Annotated in this window: 11 protein-coding genes; 4 read left to right on the top strand and 7 right to left on the bottom strand. The window is 48.6% G+C overall.

Going from position 1 to position 15910, the window contains the following annotated elements; all coding sequences use genetic code 11:
- The 6 genes from C3V43_RS03375 to C3V43_RS03350 all read right to left on the bottom strand — a co-directional run bounded on the left by C3V43_RS03375 (nt 1) and on the right by C3V43_RS03350 (nt 6497).
- Complete coding sequence (locus C3V43_RS03375; RefSeq protein ID WP_106068596.1) at nt 1–666, bottom strand: RnfABCDGE type electron transport complex subunit G; 666 nt, start codon at nt 664–666, stop codon at nt 1–3.
- Nucleotides 663–1655 (bottom strand): RnfABCDGE type electron transport complex subunit D, encoded by a 993-nt coding sequence (locus C3V43_RS03370; protein ID WP_106068595.1) that lies wholly within the window; start codon nt 1653–1655, stop codon nt 663–665. The genes C3V43_RS03375 and C3V43_RS03370 overlap by 4 nt, the downstream gene beginning before the upstream one ends.
- 18 nt (nt 1656–1673) lie before the next feature.
- Nucleotides 1674–3011: an electron transport complex subunit RsxC gene (gene rsxC / locus C3V43_RS03365; protein WP_106068594.1), complete on the bottom strand. Its 1338-nt coding sequence runs from the start codon at nt 3009–3011 to the stop codon at nt 1674–1676.
- Between the two features lie 38 nt (nt 3012–3049).
- Nucleotides 3050–4015, bottom strand: a complete 966-nt coding sequence (locus tag C3V43_RS03360) for a Fe-S cluster domain-containing protein (RefSeq protein WP_106068593.1) — start codon at nt 4013–4015, stop codon at nt 3050–3052.
- A gap of 36 nt (nt 4016–4051) precedes the next feature.
- Nucleotides 4052–4474, bottom strand: coding sequence for a SoxR reducing system RseC family protein (locus C3V43_RS03355; protein ID WP_106068592.1), 423 nt, complete (start codon nt 4472–4474; stop codon nt 4052–4054).
- 583 nt (nt 4475–5057) lie between these two features.
- Complete coding sequence (locus C3V43_RS03350) at nt 5058–6497, bottom strand: DUF3078 domain-containing protein (RefSeq protein ID WP_164996214.1); 1440 nt, start codon at nt 6495–6497, stop codon at nt 5058–5060.
- A 351-nt stretch (nt 6498–6848) separates the two neighbouring features.
- Here C3V43_RS03350 and C3V43_RS03345 point away from each other — a divergent pair, with 351 nt between their 5' ends.
- From C3V43_RS03345 to C3V43_RS03330, 4 genes are all read left to right on the top strand, one after another.
- Entirely contained in the window at nt 6849–8477 is a 1629-nt protein-coding gene (locus C3V43_RS03345; RefSeq protein WP_106068591.1) for a CTP synthase, read from the top strand.
- 53 nt (nt 8478–8530) lie between these two features.
- Entirely contained in the window at nt 8531–10384 is a 1854-nt protein-coding gene (gene yidC / locus C3V43_RS03340) for a membrane protein insertase YidC (protein ID WP_106068590.1), read from the top strand.
- A gap of 104 nt (nt 10385–10488) precedes the next feature.
- The gene (locus C3V43_RS03335; RefSeq protein WP_106068589.1) at nt 10489–11820 is read left to right on the top strand and encodes an MATE family efflux transporter; all 1332 of its coding nucleotides are present in this window, start codon (nt 10489–10491) and stop codon (nt 11818–11820) included.
- A 484-nt stretch (nt 11821–12304) separates the two neighbouring features.
- Nucleotides 12305–14425, top strand: a complete 2121-nt coding sequence (locus C3V43_RS03330; RefSeq protein WP_235655881.1) for a dipeptidyl-peptidase Dpp5 — start codon at nt 12305–12307, stop codon at nt 14423–14425.
- A 226-nt stretch (nt 14426–14651) separates the two neighbouring features.
- On the opposite strand, the gene C3V43_RS03325 is transcribed toward C3V43_RS03330, so the two are convergent.
- Entirely contained in the window at nt 14652–15896 is a 1245-nt protein-coding gene (locus C3V43_RS03325) for a tetratricopeptide repeat protein (RefSeq protein ID WP_106068588.1), read from the bottom strand.
- Nucleotides 15897–15910 lie beyond the last annotated feature (14 nt).

The raw sequence follows: 15910 nt of genomic DNA, 5'->3' as shown, positions 1-15910 counted from the left end.
TTATTTAGCACCGAGCGTATCCGCAGCTTGGGTAGCTACGGTGTCGGCGGGTTGTTCAACATTCTTTTGAGTAGCGCTCGTAGTGCCGTCGGCCGTGTTTTGTCCGGCATAAGCGGCATAGGCAGCATTCACGGCTTTAAGGAAAGCACGCGAGGTTATGGTAGAAGCCGTGATTGCATCTACCTTACCTCCGTCTTTGCTGACTGTCAGCGGCGTTTCACCCGGATTCATACCGGTGATATCGCCCTTATTGCCTTTCTTGAACCAATCGGAGGCCTTGGAACCCAATCCCGGTGTCTCTACATGCGACAACAAGGAATAGTCTATAACCTTTCCATCGGCATCGAAGCCTACCAGTACCTTCAGCTCACCACCGAAGCCCATGCTTGTAGCTTCGATGGCCGCACCGATATATTGGCCGGCTTTAGTGGCCGGATATACGGCATATTCCACTCCATCCACTTCCTGCATTTTCTTTTCGGCTATGGGGTCGTTGTCGAATCCCGGCACTACTGCACTGACCGCATCGCTCAGGGTTTTGGCGTTGGCCTTCGCAATGGGTTCTTTGGTGAGTTCGTTCACATAAGCCAGCAACGCTACGGAGATGACAGTGACACCCGTAAGCACCAGCAACATATTCTTCAAGGATGATTCTAACTTTTTCATTTCTTCTTCGCTACCTCCCCAAAGCGTTTAGGTTTGACATACGTATTAATTAACGGAGTAAACGCATTCATTATCAGAATGGCGAACGACATACCTTCTGGATAAGCTCCGAAAAGACGGATAACGACTGTCAGCAAGCCGATGCATACACCATAAATCAACATTCCTTTGTGGCTCATCGGAGAAGTGACATAGTCCGTTGCCATGAAGACGGCTCCCAGCATCAAACCACCTGAGAGCAGCTGTACAAACGGAGATACATAAAGACCGGGATTCACCAAATGCATGATGCCGGAAAAAACAAACACTGTTGCAAGAATAGACACGGGAATATGCCAAGAAATAATTCTTTTCCATAACATATAGACCAGTCCTAACAGTAAGGCCAATGCGCTGACTTCGCCGAGGCAACCGCCATTGTTACCAATCAGCAGGTCGAAAGCTCCCGGAAGGTCGCTCAACGACATGCCCGGAGCACCATTGATGACTCCTTTCATTATGGCCAGAGGAGTGGCGGCCGTGGTGGCATCGGTATATGCGGTTAGTTGACCAACTACCGGCCAAGTAGTCATCTGCACGGGAAATGAGAGCAAGAGGAACACACGCCCGGCCAATGCGGGGTTGAACGGATTGGCTCCCAAACCGCCGAAAGACATCTTACCTACACCGATAGCAAACAGTGCACCTAAGATGATAATCCAGACAGGAAGATTGGAAGGTAGGTTGAATGCCAGCAATACACCAGTGATAACGGCAGACCCGTCGGTGATAGTTGCGGTTTCTTTCTTTAAAAGATATTTGCCGATGGCCCATTCAAAAAACAGGCAGGCTGCTACGGAAGTGGCCGTAACAATCAGCGCACCCAGTCCGAAAAAGTAGAGCGACACGAGGAAGGCCGGCATCAATGCCACGAGTACGCCGTACATATTCTTCTTCACGCTGTCGCCTCCATGAACGTGGGGCGAAAGGGATACGATTAATTTATTCATAAGGATAAAATTCTACTTTCATTTTTTTACTTGACGCGCGCGAATCATAGCTCCTACTTTGCCCTTGCCCAAACGGATATAGTCCAGCAACGGACGGTTGGAAGGACATGTAAACTGGCACGAACCGCATTCTATGCACGACATGACGTCTTCTTTCTCTACTTTCTCGAAATCTCCGTGAGCCGACACAGTGGCAAGCAGGTAAGGTTCCAGTCCCATAGGGCAGGCCGATACACACTTGGCACAACGAATACAGGGCTGCACTTCGCTTCGCTTGGCCTCCTTGTCGTTCATGATAAGGATGCCCGAACTGCCTTTTGCGGTGGGCACGTCTGTATTCACCAACGCTTTGCCCATCATGGGGCCGCCGCCGATAATCTTTCCCGTATCTTCGGGCAGACCTCCGCAGGCATCAATCAATTGCTTCATGGGCGTGCCGATACGGGCAAGGAAATTGGAAGGCTTTGAGAGAGATTTACCGGTGACAGTGATGACACGCTCAAACAATGGCTTATTCTTTTGGACGGCCTGATATACGGCAAATGCCGTACCCACGTTCTGCACAACGGCTCCGGTGGAAATGGGCAACGCTCCGGCTGCCACCTGACGACTGATGACGGCATCAATCAGTTGTTTTTCGCCTCCTTGCGGATACTGCACTTTTAAAGGTACTACTTCGATACCTGCATAGGCAGATGCCACTTTGCCCATCAACTGAATGGCATCAGGCTTGTTGTTCTCAATACCAATAAAGGCTTTGTTCACTTTCACGGCTTTCATCAGGATGGACACTCCCACCATGATTTCTTCGGCATGCTCCAGCATCAGCTGGTGGTCGGCAGTAAGATAAGGTTCGCACTCCACGGCATTGATGATGACGCAGTCGGCCTTGAATGCGGGAGGAGGACACAGCTTCACTTGCGTGGGAAAACAGGCTCCGCCCAATCCCACGATACCGGCATCGGTTATCTTCTTCACAATCTCCTCCGCACCGAGGGCGCATTCCTTTACCAGCGTCTCGCTACGGTCGATGGATTCTTCCCATTCATCTCCTTCCACATCGATGAAGATGGCGGGTTTGGCATAACCACTGGCATCGATAATCGTATCAATCTTAGCCACTTTTCCACTGACCGACGAGTGGATGGCTGCCGATACAAAACCGCCTGGTTCGGCAATCTTCGTACCTACTTTCACTGCATCGCCTTTGGCTACTATGGGCTTGGCAGGAGCGCCGATGTGTTGTCCAAGCAAGATGACGGCCTTTGCCGGGACATCTGCCTTGACAATGGGCTGATGAGCTGAAAGTTTATTTTCGTGTGGATGAACTCCACCGATTGAAAATGTCTTCAACATACAATTCTGTATTTTTAGTCGTTTATTTACTCATTAATTCATGCCTCCGGTTTCGGGGCTTCTACAACTTCGGTCACTTTTGCCGTTTTCGGAGTTTCGGCTGTTTCAAGAGCGGCTTCGGCAGCCTTAGGGGAAGTTTCGGCAACCTTCTCAACAGGTGGAGCAACCGATTCTGTTTTGGGTTTACGTGGCGGGAAGTTCAGCGCGATAATGGTGTCTTGCGGACATGCCTCTTCGCACTTGCGGCAGAGCTTGCACTTGTAAGGGTCGATGTAGGCCAGATTGTTTTCCAACGTGATGGCATCGAAAGCACACGCCTTGACACACTTGCCGCAGCCGATACATGCCACGGTGCAAGCCTTGCGCGCCACGGCACCCTTGTCTTTGTTTACGCACTGCACATAGATGCGGCGCGATTTTTTGCCTTGGGGACGTAGTTCGATGATGGTTTTGGGACATGCCTTGACGCATGCGCCACAAGCTGTACATTTCTCTTCGTCCACCTCAGGAAGTCCGGTTTCCGGATTCATGTGGATGGCATCGAACCGGCAGGCAGCTACACAGTCGCCACATCCCAAGCATCCATAGCTACAACCTGTTTCACCACCGTAAAGTGAAGCGGCGATGGCACAACTCATGACACCGTCGTATTGGTTCAGGCGGGGACGGTTGGCACATGTCCCGTTACACCTCACCACCGCAACCAAAGGTTCGGAAGCAACGGCGTCCAACCCTAAAATACCGGCAATCTTGTCCATGACAGGCTGTCCGCCTACGGGGCAAAACTTACCTTCCAGCGAACCAGCCTTCACACAAGCATCTGCAAATCCGCTACAACCGGGGTAACCACATCCACCGCAATTAGCCTGCGGAAGCACTTCGCCTACCCGGGCACTTCGCGGATCTTCATACACGGCGAATTTCTTGGAAGCAACGTAAAGGATAGCGGCTGACACCAGCGCTATGGCTCCCAGCGAAATCACTGCAATCAGAATTACATTCATAAATTAGTCATTTATTAATTATTGTTTTGTTATTAGTCAGTTCATAGGTTGCACCGAAAACGAGAATTTCTTCCCTATGCGTGCCTTGTTCAGCCACAGTATATAATAATAAGGTATAAGAAGAGCCAACGAGCCGAGCGCGGCAAACAGTTCGTCATTTCGGACAGCCATAAGGACGAATAGCGAGACGATTAAAACGAGGAAAGGAAGGATAAAGGCCAATAATACGGCCATTGCCCCCATAGAGAGTCGACCTGCCACCCATACTCGGTCTCCGGGGCTGTAGGATGCGGCGTTCACATCATACACATCGACAAGTTTCTCTTTTGTTTCGGCAGCGGTGCAATGTCCTTTGGCGCTACACGAAGCGCATGCCGAGGTTTGAACAATTCTCACTTGAAGATGAGAATCACTTATGTTTTCCACAATACCTTGATGTCTTATGATAGTATTCGCCATTTTGCAAAGTGTGCATTACAAATCGCGGCAAATTTACATATAATTTATGAACTACAAGGGAGAAAGGGATTTTTTATGTGTGCGATAACGTTCTTTTTTCATTTTTGCACATTTTTTCTGTCATATTTCCACTCGAAGAAATGAAGGGACAGTCTTGATACGCGGGCGGCGGGATAAATTATATTTCAGAACAGCTCCATGAATCCGTCCTTCTATTTAAGTACGGAAAAGTCTCCGGCCTGCACAAACATCCATGATAAAATTGTGTGACAGAAAGGTTGATATGTAATAATATTTCCAAGTCATATTTTCCCTCAATCCGACCGTCGGGCTATAAGTCGTCACCTACGCCAGAATACCTTCTGGCAAGGGGGTGGATCAGTATACGACTGATTCCACATCAGTATACGACAGAGGGTACATCAGTCGTATACTGATCTACCCTCTGTATAGGAGTGAGAAAAGACAACTCTGTTTTTGATCCCAAATGAAAAGGAATAAAGGCGTAGTTTGTAAAATTATTCTCCTGTATTCCATCCGCACATTGATTGCTATCCGCATATAAGACACCAACTTTTCGCTTCTACCACTTATAATTTATACCGAAGCTGAGTAATTCCTTTACTTGAAAGTAACTGTTGCCCGATTTCGGTTTGGAACTGTCGTCGTAGCGGGCATGCACATAGAGCTTGGTGGAGAGATAGCGGTTCAGCACGAAATTCACGGTGTTTTCCCATTCCACACGCGTCCACTCATAGCTAGTTTGGAAGTCCATGCGGGAATCCAATACGATGGATGGAATGATAATCCACGAGAGTGTGGGTTGCACCTGCGAACCGAAGTTATGCTTCAACCTCCGGCCCTTGTCCAAACCGAAACTTACCTCGTCCACCTTGTCGTTACCCACATAGCGCAGCATGTAGGTCAGCGGACCGATGAATACGGAAAGATTGAACCGTTTCTTTTTCAACTTATAGTCCATACCGATACTGGTAGTCCAGTCGAGCGGCGCAAGGAAAGACGTCACCAAATCATTGGTGTTTTTCTTGTAACTGCGGAAGAGCTGTGTCCGCATATCCGTAGACACCGTGTAATACCAATTGTGTGCGGCCTGGATACCCAGCTTACTGTAAAGACGAATCTGGTCGGTGCTCACCATATATTTATGGCAAGTGTCCGAAGGAGCCGAACTGAATCCCAGCTTCACGTCCAGCAGATTCTCCCACTGCAGCATCTCTTTGTCATTGTAGTTGGCAAAGAGCTGTAAATTGGCAAACAATGCGTTCGTGCTCTCGCCTCCTTTATACCAGTTATCGGAAATATAGTTCTGAGTGAATTGCAACGAGCCGTTTCCACCGAACAACCACCAATTGGGTTTATGTATAATCACGTCGGCCTCTTCCCTCACCCCTACCGCGTCTTCTTGAGCAAAGAGCTTCAGTACCGAAGGTTTCGAGGAGACTTCTTTTTCTATGTTATCTCGGAAAATCCGTCCTTTCATGACTTCGCGCTCGGTATTGACTACGAGTTCCGGACGATTCACATAGGTATTCAACAACGTATGGTCTACCAATCGGTTGACACGCTCCTTGGAAGTGAAACTCAAGGTATCGAACGGCAACAAAGCAGAAGCTTCCTCCCGTCCCGTATCGTCTGCTGAAAACTTCCAATCCACCTCGGAAAGCCGCCCCATAGGTGCGTAATAATAAGTAAGAGGAACGAATAGCCGGTAATAATCCGGATTAAAAGCTATATACCGTTCGGGCGTGGAAGGATCGTTCAAATAGTCCAGCACTCCGATGTACTTCTCGTATAAAATGGAAACCGTATCCATTTTATAACGTCCTTCCTCCGGTTTCAGCTTCAATATCATGTAATCCTTCATGATTCCCGTCAGCGTATCAATCGGAGCGGCTATCTCTTGCCGCATGTTTTTAGGAGCAACATCCCATGTGTTATGTGCCGCTATCGGCATTGAAAACAAGGCGGCAATCACCCCAACAGTGATATGTCTATTCTTCATAAGTCTCTAAAATCTCTGATTTGTGCGCAAAATTAGCCCAAAAACTCCAGAATACATAAAAAACACGCAAGAAAAAGCAATGTCCGGTTCTTCGATGAAATCGCATTTTTTTAGATTTGTTTCACCGAAACTTTCTCTACTTCTTCTTTTTTTCTTAATTTTGCGCTTTTTAAGGGGCGGCTCAAACAAAAAAGCACCATTTCTTTCGATGGTGTTTTTCCGGCAAACCGGTGTGCTCTCCGCGCATTTATAAAGAGAATGGACGTTTTACACATCTTTCTGAATGACTGAAAGTTGACAGTATAAAAACATTTTAATCACATACTTAACGATTAATAAAACAATATAGTTGTGGGAGAAACAAAGTATATTTTCGTCACCGGTGGCGTTGCCTCTTCATTAGGCAAGGGCATTATATCATCCTCCATCGGCAAATTGCTGCAAGCAAGAGGTTACAAAGTAACCATCCAGAAATTCGATCCGTATATCAACATCGACCCGGGCACGCTGAACCCTTATGAGCATGGCGAGTGCTACGTCACGGTAGACGGTCACGAGGCCGACCTCGATTTAGGACACTACGAGCGCTTTTTGGGTATTCAGACCACCAAAGCAAACAACATCACGACCGGACGCATATACAAAAGTGTCATCGACAAGGAACGCCGGGGCGACTATTTGGGAAAAACCATTCAGGTGATTCCTCACATCACGGATGAAATCAAGCGTAACGTGAAACTGTTGGGCAACAAACATAAGTTCGATTTCGTCATCACCGAAATAGGCGGTACGGTAGGAGACATCGAGTCGCTGCCTTATCTTGAAAGCATTCGTCAGCTCAAATGGGAGTTGGGCAAAGACGCCTTGTGCGTACACCTTACTTATGTGCCCTACCTTGCCGCAGCCGGCGAACTTAAAACCAAACCTACCCAGCATTCGGTGAAAGAGTTGCAGAGCGCCGGTATACAGCCCGACATTCTTGTGCTGCGCACCGAACACGAACTTGGTTCGGGATTGCGCAAGAAAGTGGCTCTTTTTTGTAATGTCGACGAAAACGCCGTGGTGCAAAGCATCGATGCGCCCACCATATACGAAGTACCCATTCTGATGCAGGCGCAAGGCCTTGATGTCACTATCCTGAAAAAGATGGGACTGCCCGTAGGCGAACTTCCGGCACTGGGGCCGTGGCACACTTTCCTCGAACGTCGGCACAAAGCTGAAAAGACAGCACCCTTGCACATCGCCCTCGTGGGAAAATACGATCTGCAAGATGCCTACAAATCCATCCGTGAAGCCCTTTCGCAGGCCGGAACCTACAACGACCGCAAGGTGTCGGTAGACTTCGTGAACAGCGAGAAACTGACCGAAGAGAATGTGGCCGAAGCCTTGAAAGGCATGTCGGGCGTACTCATCGGACCGGGATTCGGCGAAAGAGGCATCCCCGGAAAGTTTATCGCCATCAAATATGCCCGCACGCACGATATTCCTACTTTCGGCATCTGTCTGGGCATGCAATGCATCGCCATCGAGTTCGCGCGCAACGTGCTGAGCTATGCCGACGCCAACAGCCGCGAGATGGACGAGAAGACACCTCACAACGTTATCGACATCATGGAAGAGCAGAAATCTATCACCAACATGGGCGGAACCATGCGCCTGGGCGCTTACGAGTGTGTATTGCAGAAAGGCAGTAAAGCCTACGAGGCATACGGCACCGAGCACATTCAGGAACGACACCGGCATCGCTACGAGTTCAACAATGCCTATAAGGAACAATACGAAGCTGCCGGCATGAAATGTACAGGTATCAATCCCGAATCGGACTTGGTGGAAATCGTCGAGATACCGAAACTGAAATGGTTTGTCGGCACGCAGTTCCATCCCGAATACAGCAGCACGGTGCTCAATCCTCATCCGTTGTTCGTATCTTTCGTGAAGGCCGCCATCGAGAATGAGAAAAACGACAAAACGTCTGAATAGTAAACCGTAATCGAAACAGTTAAATCATAAATAGCCAAACAGTAAAAACTCTTATGGATAAAAATACCATCACAGGGCTCGTTCTGATAGCGATATTGTTAGTGGGATTCAGTTTCCTGAGCCGTCCCAGCCAAGAACAACTGGAGGCACAGCAGCGTTACTACGATTCCATCGCTCAAGTGCAGCAACGCCAAGAGGCGCTTAAAGCAAAGTCGGAAGCCGCACTGGCCAACGAGAAGGAAGCCGAAGCAAGCGTCGACTCCGCCGCCATCTTCTTCAATGCCCGCCAAGGCACCGACTCGCAAGTCATCATCAGCAACAATCTGGCGGAGATTGCCATTGACGCCAAGGGCGGACGCATTGCCTCGGCCACGCTGAAAGAGTATATGGGGCAAGACAAAACCACCCCCGTCACCCTCTTCAGCGGCAACGACGCCTCCATGAATTTCTTGTTTTATAATAAGAAAGAGACCATTCAGACGAAGGATTATTACTTCACGGCGGTTGAGCGCACGGATAGCAGCGTCACCATGCGTCTGTTGGCCGACAGCGCCGGATACATCGACTTCACCTACACCATGCGTCGCGACTCTTATCTGGTGGATTTTACCATTCAAGCCGTCGGCATGGGCGACAAGCTGGCATCTGCCAACAACTCGGTGGATATAGAGTGGTGGCAGCGTGCCCGTCAGATAGAAAAGGGATATACGTATGAAAATCGTCTGTCCGAGCTGACCTATAAAATCAGCGGCGATGGAGCCGACCACCTTTCAGCCAATAAAGACGACAGTAAGGATGTGCCCGAACGACTGGAATGGATAGCCTTCAAGAACCAGTTCTTCTCGTCCGTGTTCCTTGCCGATGCCGACTTTGAAAAGACGAAGCTGGTATCCAAGATGGATGCTCAAGGAAGCGGCTACATAAAAGACTATTCGGCCGAGATGAGCACCAAGTTCGACCCGAGCGGACAAGAACCCACCAAACTCTATTTCTACTTCGGCCCCAACCACTACAAGACACTCAGTGCCGCAGGCAACGAGCTTGACAAGGAATGGGAACTGAACCGGCTGGTTTATCTGGGTTGGCCTCTCATCCGCTGGATAAACAAGTGGTTCACCATCAACATTTTCGACTGGCTGTCGGGCTGGGGTTTGAGCATGGGCATCGTACTGCTGCTGATGACGCTGATTGTAAAAATCGTGGTATTCCCGGCAACGTGGAAGACCTATATTTCATCCGCCAGGATGCGAGTGCTGAAGCCTAAAATCGACGAGATAAACAAGAAATATCCCAAGCAGGAAGATGCCATGAAGAAGCAACAGGAGGTCATGGGGCTGTATAGCCAATACGGTGTCAGTCCGATGGGCGGCTGTTTGCCCATGCTGATACAGTTCCCTATCCTGATGGCGTTGTTCATGTTCGTACCGAGCGCCATCGAACTCCGTCAGCAGAGTTTCTTGTGGGCCGACGACCTCTCCACCTACGATGCCATAATAAACTTCCCGTTCCATATTCCGTTCATGGGAAGCCATCTCAGCTTGTTTTGCCTGCTGATGACGGTTACCAACATTCTGAACACGAAGTACATGATGCAGCAGCAAGACACGGGAGCCAATCCGCAAATGGCAGCCATGAAGTGGATGTCCTACCTGATGCCTGTCATGTTCCTGTTTATCTTGAACGACTATCCATCGGGGCTGAACTATTATTACTTCCTCTCTACGCTGATTAGCGTGGCAACCACGCTGGTTATGCGCAAGATGACCGATGAAGAAGCGCTTCTTGCCCAATTGGAAGCCAATAAGAAAGACCCGAAGAAAATGAAGAAGACAGGATTTGCCGCCCGTCTGGAAGCCATGCAGAAGCAACAGGAGCAGATGATGAAGGAACGGCAGAACAGGAAATAACAGTAAAGGACCGATAAATGAAGGGCTGCGCCATGAAGGAACAACAAAGCGCGGCCCTTCGTCGCCTCTATTATCATTGAAACATGCCGTCAACACCCCGCCGTATGCAAACCCAATACAGTTATAAGCAAATCTGGCTCATCGCCTACCCCATCCTAATCAGCCTGCTCATGGAGCAGATGATAGGAATGACGGACACCGCTTTTTTAGGACGTGTGGGAGAAGTGGAGTTGGGGGCATCCGCCATTGCCGGAATCTTCTATCTGGTCATTTTCATGTTGGCTTTCGGCTTCAGCATCGGCACTCAGATACTTATGGCCCGCCGCAACGGTGAAGGACAATACAAGGAGATAGGGAACTTGTTCTATCAGGGCATCTACTTTCAGGTGGGACTGGCGGCGGTTATTTTTCTACTGTCATATTGCTGTTCGCCTCTTATCCTGAAACGCATTGTGGCTTCCGAGCAGATTTACGAAGCCGCGGCCGACTATTTGCATTGGCGGGTGTTCGGCGCACTGTTCTCTTTCAGTGCGGTGATATTCCGCGCTTTCTTCTTGGGAACCACACAGACAAGAACGCTTACGCTGAACTCGGTTGTGATGGTGCTGGGCAATGTGGTGTTCAACTATATTCTCATCTTCGGCAAGTTGGGATTGCCTGCACTCGGCATCGCCGGAGCCGCCATAGGGTCGTCGCTGGCCGAAGCGGTTTCGCTGCTGTTCTTCGTTCTTTACACACGCAGTCGCATCGACTGCCGCAAGTACGGGCTGGACAGCATACCCCGGATAGACTTCGGGGTGCTGAAACGTATGTTGAACATCTCGCTTTGGACCATGATACAGAACTTTGTCTCACACTCCACTTGGTTTTTGTTCTTCCTTTATGTGGAACATTTGGGCGAACGTCCGCTGGCCGTCACCAACCTTGTGCGCAATGTATCCGGCATTTTGTTTATGGTGCTCATAGCTTTTGCCTCCACCTGCGGCTCGCTGGTAAGCAACCAGATTGGCGCAGGCCATTCCGACAGCGTCATACCCACTGTCCGCCGGCACATATACATAGCCTATCTCTTCGTCCTCCCTTTGGCTCTGTTTTTCGCCCTTTTCCCCCGGCTCATTCTGAGCATCTATACCGACATGCCCGACTTGCAGCAGGCTGCCGTGCATTCGTTGTGGGTGTTGTGTGCCTCCTATCTGGTGATGGTGCCTGCCAACGTCTATTTCCAAGCGGTATCCGGAACGGGAAATACGCGCACCGCCTTGGGTTTGGAAATGGCGGTACTGGTCATCTACGTGGGATACATCACCTACATTGTTCTCTATCTGCAACTCGATGTAGCCGTCTGCTGGACCGGGGAGATTCTCTACGCCTCTCTCATGTTGTTGTTTTCGCGGATATACATGAGGAGAGGAAACTGGAGAGAAAGAAAGATATAGCACTTCGGGCCGCCTTTGGCGGAATGTTGCCGCAAAGGAGGCTATAGTCTCACTGCGGTGTCATCACATGCTTCACTGCGGTGTCATCGCATGCCTCACTGCGGTGTCATCACACGCCTCACTGCGGTGTCATCACATGCTTCACTGCGGTGTCATCACATGCCTCACTGCGGTGTCATCACATGCCTCACTGCGGTGTCATCGCATGCCTCACTATGATGTCGTTGCGTGCCTCACTATGATGTCGTTGCGTGCCTCACTATGATGTCGTTGCCTGCCTCGTATATGCGACACCGCCTGCTTCGTATATGCGACACCACCTGCTTCGTATATGCGACACCACCAGCCTCGTATATGCGACACCGCCTGCCTCGTATATGCGACGCATGCCCCTCATCCGAAGATAACAAAGCCCCCCTCAACTTGTTTCAAACATTTCTTTATTATATCTTTGCGGTAAATAACCCTGAAACCAAAACTCAGTATGAAACAAGTAAATCTTTTGCTTATGTCAGCAGCAATGACATTGGCCTCCTGCGGAGGAACAAAGAATGCCGGAGGGCAAGACGCATCGACGCTTATCCGTCGCTCCGACATCAAGATTGAAGGCAGGCGCATGACGCCCGAAGCCCTGTGGGCAATGGGAAGAATCGGCAGTGTGGCCGTTTCGACCGATGAAAAGCAGATAGCCTACACGGTGTCTTATTACAGCGTGCCCCAGAACAAAAGCAACAGCGAAGTCTTCGTGATGGACGCCGACGGTAGCGCAAACACCCAAATCACCCAAAGCACATGGAAAGAAGCACAGCCCGTATGGTTCAAGGACGGCAAGAAACTGGCATTCCTGAGTAGCGAAAGCGGCAGCAACCAAGTATGGGAGATGAACCCAAATGGGACAGAGCGTAAGCAACTGACTCAATATGACGGCGACATCGAGGGATTCTCTTTCTCGCCCGACGGGAAGAAACTGCTTTTCATCGCTCAAGTGAAAACCGTGAAGAGCACCGCCGACAAACATCCCGACCTGCCTAAAGCAACCGGTATCATCGTCAACGACCTGATGTATAAACATTGGGATGAATGGGTGACCACCGCTCCCCACCCCTTTGTGGCCGACTTCGACGGAAACGGCATCAGCAATGTAACCGATATTCTCGAAGGCGAACCCTACGAAAGCCCGATGAAGCCTTGGGGCGGCATTGAGCAGTTGGCATGGAGTCCCGCTTCGGACAAAGTGGCCTATACCTGCCGCAAAAAAACAGGTCTGGCATACGCCATTTCTACCAACTCGGATATCTACATCTACGACCTCGCCACAAAGAAAACAATCAACATCACCGAAGAGAACAAGGGCTACGACACCAATCCCCAATACTCTCCCGACGGCAAATACATCGCTTGGCAAAGCATGGAGCGCGACGGTTACGAAGCCGACCTCAACCGTCTCTTCATCATGAACCTCGAAACCGGCGAGAAACGTTTTGTCAGCAAAGCCTTCGAATCCAACGTCGATGCCTTCTTGTGGAACAAGGATTCGCAAAGCATCTTCTTCATCGGCGTGTGGCACGGCGAGACACATATATATCGGCTTTCTCTGACCGATGGCGACAAGCTGACCCGGCTTACCGACGGTGTGTACGACTACGCCTCGCTTGCCCTCTGCGGCGACAAGCTCATAGCCAAACGCCACTCCATGAGCATGGCTGATGAAATATATGCAGTGAATACCAGTCGCAACGGTGCTGATTTTTCTGATGTCCGTCAACTGACTTTCGAGAACAAACACATCTACGACCAATTAGATATGGGTAAGGTGGAACCCCGTTGGATGACGACCACCGACGGAAAACAGATGCTGACGTGGGTCATTTATCCGCCCCGGTTCGACCCGAACAAGAAATACCCCACCCTGCTCTTCTGCGAAGGCGGCCCGCAAAGTCCCGTCAGCCAGTTCTGGAGCTATCGCTGGAACTTCCAGATTATGGCCGCCAACGATTACATCATCGTAGCTCCCAACCGTCGCGGATTGCCCGGCTTCGGTGTAGAGTGGAACGAAGCCATCAGCGGCGATTACGGCGGACAATGCATGAAAGACTACTTCACCGCCATCGACGAAATATCGAAAGAGCCTTTCGTAAACAAAGACCATCTTGGCTGTGTGGGTGCCAGCTTCGGAGGCTTCTCCGTCTATTGGCTTGCCGGACACCACGACAAACGTTTCAAAGCATTCATCGCCCACGACGGCATCTTCAATATGGAAATGCAGTATCTGGAAACAGAAGAGAAATGGTTTGCCAACTGGGACATGGGTGGCGCTTATTGGGAAAAAAACAATGCCACGGCACAACGGACTTTTGCCAATTCACCGCATCTCTTCGTCGATAAATGGGATACCCCCATCCTCTGTATCCACGGAGAAAAGGATTTCCGCATCCTTGCCAATCAGGCTATGGCCGCTTTCGATGCTGCCGTGATGCGCGGTGTACCTGCCGAACTGCTTATCTATCCCGATGAAAACCATTGGGTGCTGAAACCCCAAAACGGCGTGCTTTGGCAACGCACGTTCTTTGAATGGCTGGATAAATGGTTGAAAACGGACAAATAATGTGTTCTCTGTTCTCTTATAAAACAGGGAATAAGCCTAAAAAGATGTAAGCATAAAACAGCACTTTGAGCATCATACGGGGATGGTAGCTGCTGGTGCCTCCTCCTTTATATGCCCAGAGCAGACAACTAAACGGTAAGATACTACTTTCAACCGAAATAAACAATAGAAAAAGGGGCTGTCACACTTTTGGAACAGCCCCTTTGGTTTTGTATACGGATTTATATTATTGCATCAATTTCTCAATTTCTTCAAATTCAGAACCGAGTTGTAAGTTATAGTACACTCTGTATAAACCATTCAACCATAATTCTCTTTGGTCGGGTTTTAGTTCTCTTGCCTTCTCATAGTTGGGTCTTGCTTTTTCGTAGAAAGCCCTCAAAGTAACTTGATCAGCCTTATATTTGGAGTCGTTTACATCAGTTGTTGCTGTTTCGGAAAAATCTTGAGCTTGCAGACAATATATTAAACCAAGATTAGAATATGCTTCTGCATAATTGGGGTCTACTTCTATTGTCTTTGTATAGAACTCAATTGCTTTATCATAGTCCTTCATGTTATGATAAAGATAGCCTTTTACGTATAGATAGAATGTGTTATTGGGATTTTTAGCCAACATATCATCAGCAAATTGCATTGCTTCATCATATTTGTTGTTATTGCTATAATAATCAATCAAATGTCCAAAGAAGAAAGAATGATCAGGATATTTTTGAATACCCTCTTTTAAAGATGCAATCCAATTAATCGTGTCACCTTGAGCCTTCAATGCAGTGGAAATAAACTCCATGGCATATTTCCCAACTTCCTTGTCATTTTTTGCATACGGGGCGTATTTCAAGACATTAGGATAATCCTCCATCTTTGCTGCAGTTAAGCTTGCATAATAAGCTATTTGAGGCAATACAGTATCTGTTTGGAGTAAGTTTTCCTTCTCAAACATCTGATTTGTTGCTATATTGATGTATGTTGCAAAGAATTCCAGTGCCTTCTTATTATCTTCTGTGGCAGCAGCACCTTCTTTTTGTGAGGCCGAATTGAAATATTGAATACCGCCGTTGATTAAATTTCCACGTTCGGCCAAAATAGATGCGGCATTTGCCTTTCTATATTTATTTTTTATTTTACCTTTTTCGTTTGGAATTTGTGCCAATTCGTCACATTTGAAGTAATATTTGCACATGTTCAATGCGCTGTTGTAAACTTGAAGCGTGTCGTAAGGTTTTCTTAAATAAGCATTTTCCATTTCCTTTTCACTTCTGCGTCTCTGTATAAATCCCGCTACATCCCATGCATCGGCATTGTCTTTTGTTTCAGGATTAGTTAAGGCCTGATTAATCAATGACTCTGCTTTAGCAAAGTCCGGCTTTACTTCGTTAGCGATACTCTTGGCTTCCTTTATATTTTTTTCTTGAGCAAAAATAAAGCTTGCGGCAAGTAGTAAAACCATTGAAAATAGTACTCTTTTCATGATTGTTGAAAATT

This window comes from Prevotella heparinolytica, assembly GCF_002998535.1.
GTDB lineage: Bacteria > Bacteroidota > Bacteroidia > Bacteroidales > Bacteroidaceae > Bacteroides > Bacteroides heparinolyticus.
Note: the sequence above shows the minus strand (reverse complement) of the source record. Positions and strands in the feature narration are given on the sequence as shown.

Excerpts from the sequence above, each read along its gene's own strand:
- C3V43_RS03375 (WP_106068596.1), bottom strand. The coding sequence starts at position 666 with ATGAAAAAGTTAGAATCATCCTTGAAGAATATGTTGCTGGTGCTTACG.
- C3V43_RS03370 (WP_106068595.1), bottom strand. The coding sequence starts at position 1,655 with ATGAATAAATTAATCGTATCCCTTTCGCCCCACGTTCATGGAGGCGAC.
- rsxC (WP_106068594.1), bottom strand. The coding sequence starts at position 3,011 with ATGTTGAAGACATTTTCAATCGGTGGAGTTCATCCACACGAAAATAAA.
- C3V43_RS03360 (WP_106068593.1), bottom strand. The coding sequence starts at position 4,015 with ATGAATGTAATTCTGATTGCAGTGATTTCGCTGGGAGCCATAGCGCTG.
- C3V43_RS03355 (WP_106068592.1), bottom strand. The coding sequence starts at position 4,474 with ATGGCGAATACTATCATAAGACATCAAGGTATTGTGGAAAACATAAGT.
- C3V43_RS03350 (WP_164996214.1), bottom strand. The coding sequence starts at position 6,497 with ATGAAGAATAGACATATCACTGTTGGGGTGATTGCCGCCTTGTTTTCA.
- yidC (WP_106068590.1), top strand. The coding sequence starts at position 8,531 with ATGGATAAAAATACCATCACAGGGCTCGTTCTGATAGCGATATTGTTA.
- C3V43_RS03335 (WP_106068589.1), top strand. The coding sequence starts at position 10,489 with ATGCAAACCCAATACAGTTATAAGCAAATCTGGCTCATCGCCTACCCC.
- C3V43_RS03330 (WP_235655881.1), top strand. The coding sequence starts at position 12,305 with ATGAAACAAGTAAATCTTTTGCTTATGTCAGCAGCAATGACATTGGCC.
- C3V43_RS03325 (WP_106068588.1), bottom strand. The coding sequence starts at position 15,896 with ATGAAAAGAGTACTATTTTCAATGGTTTTACTACTTGCCGCAAGCTTT.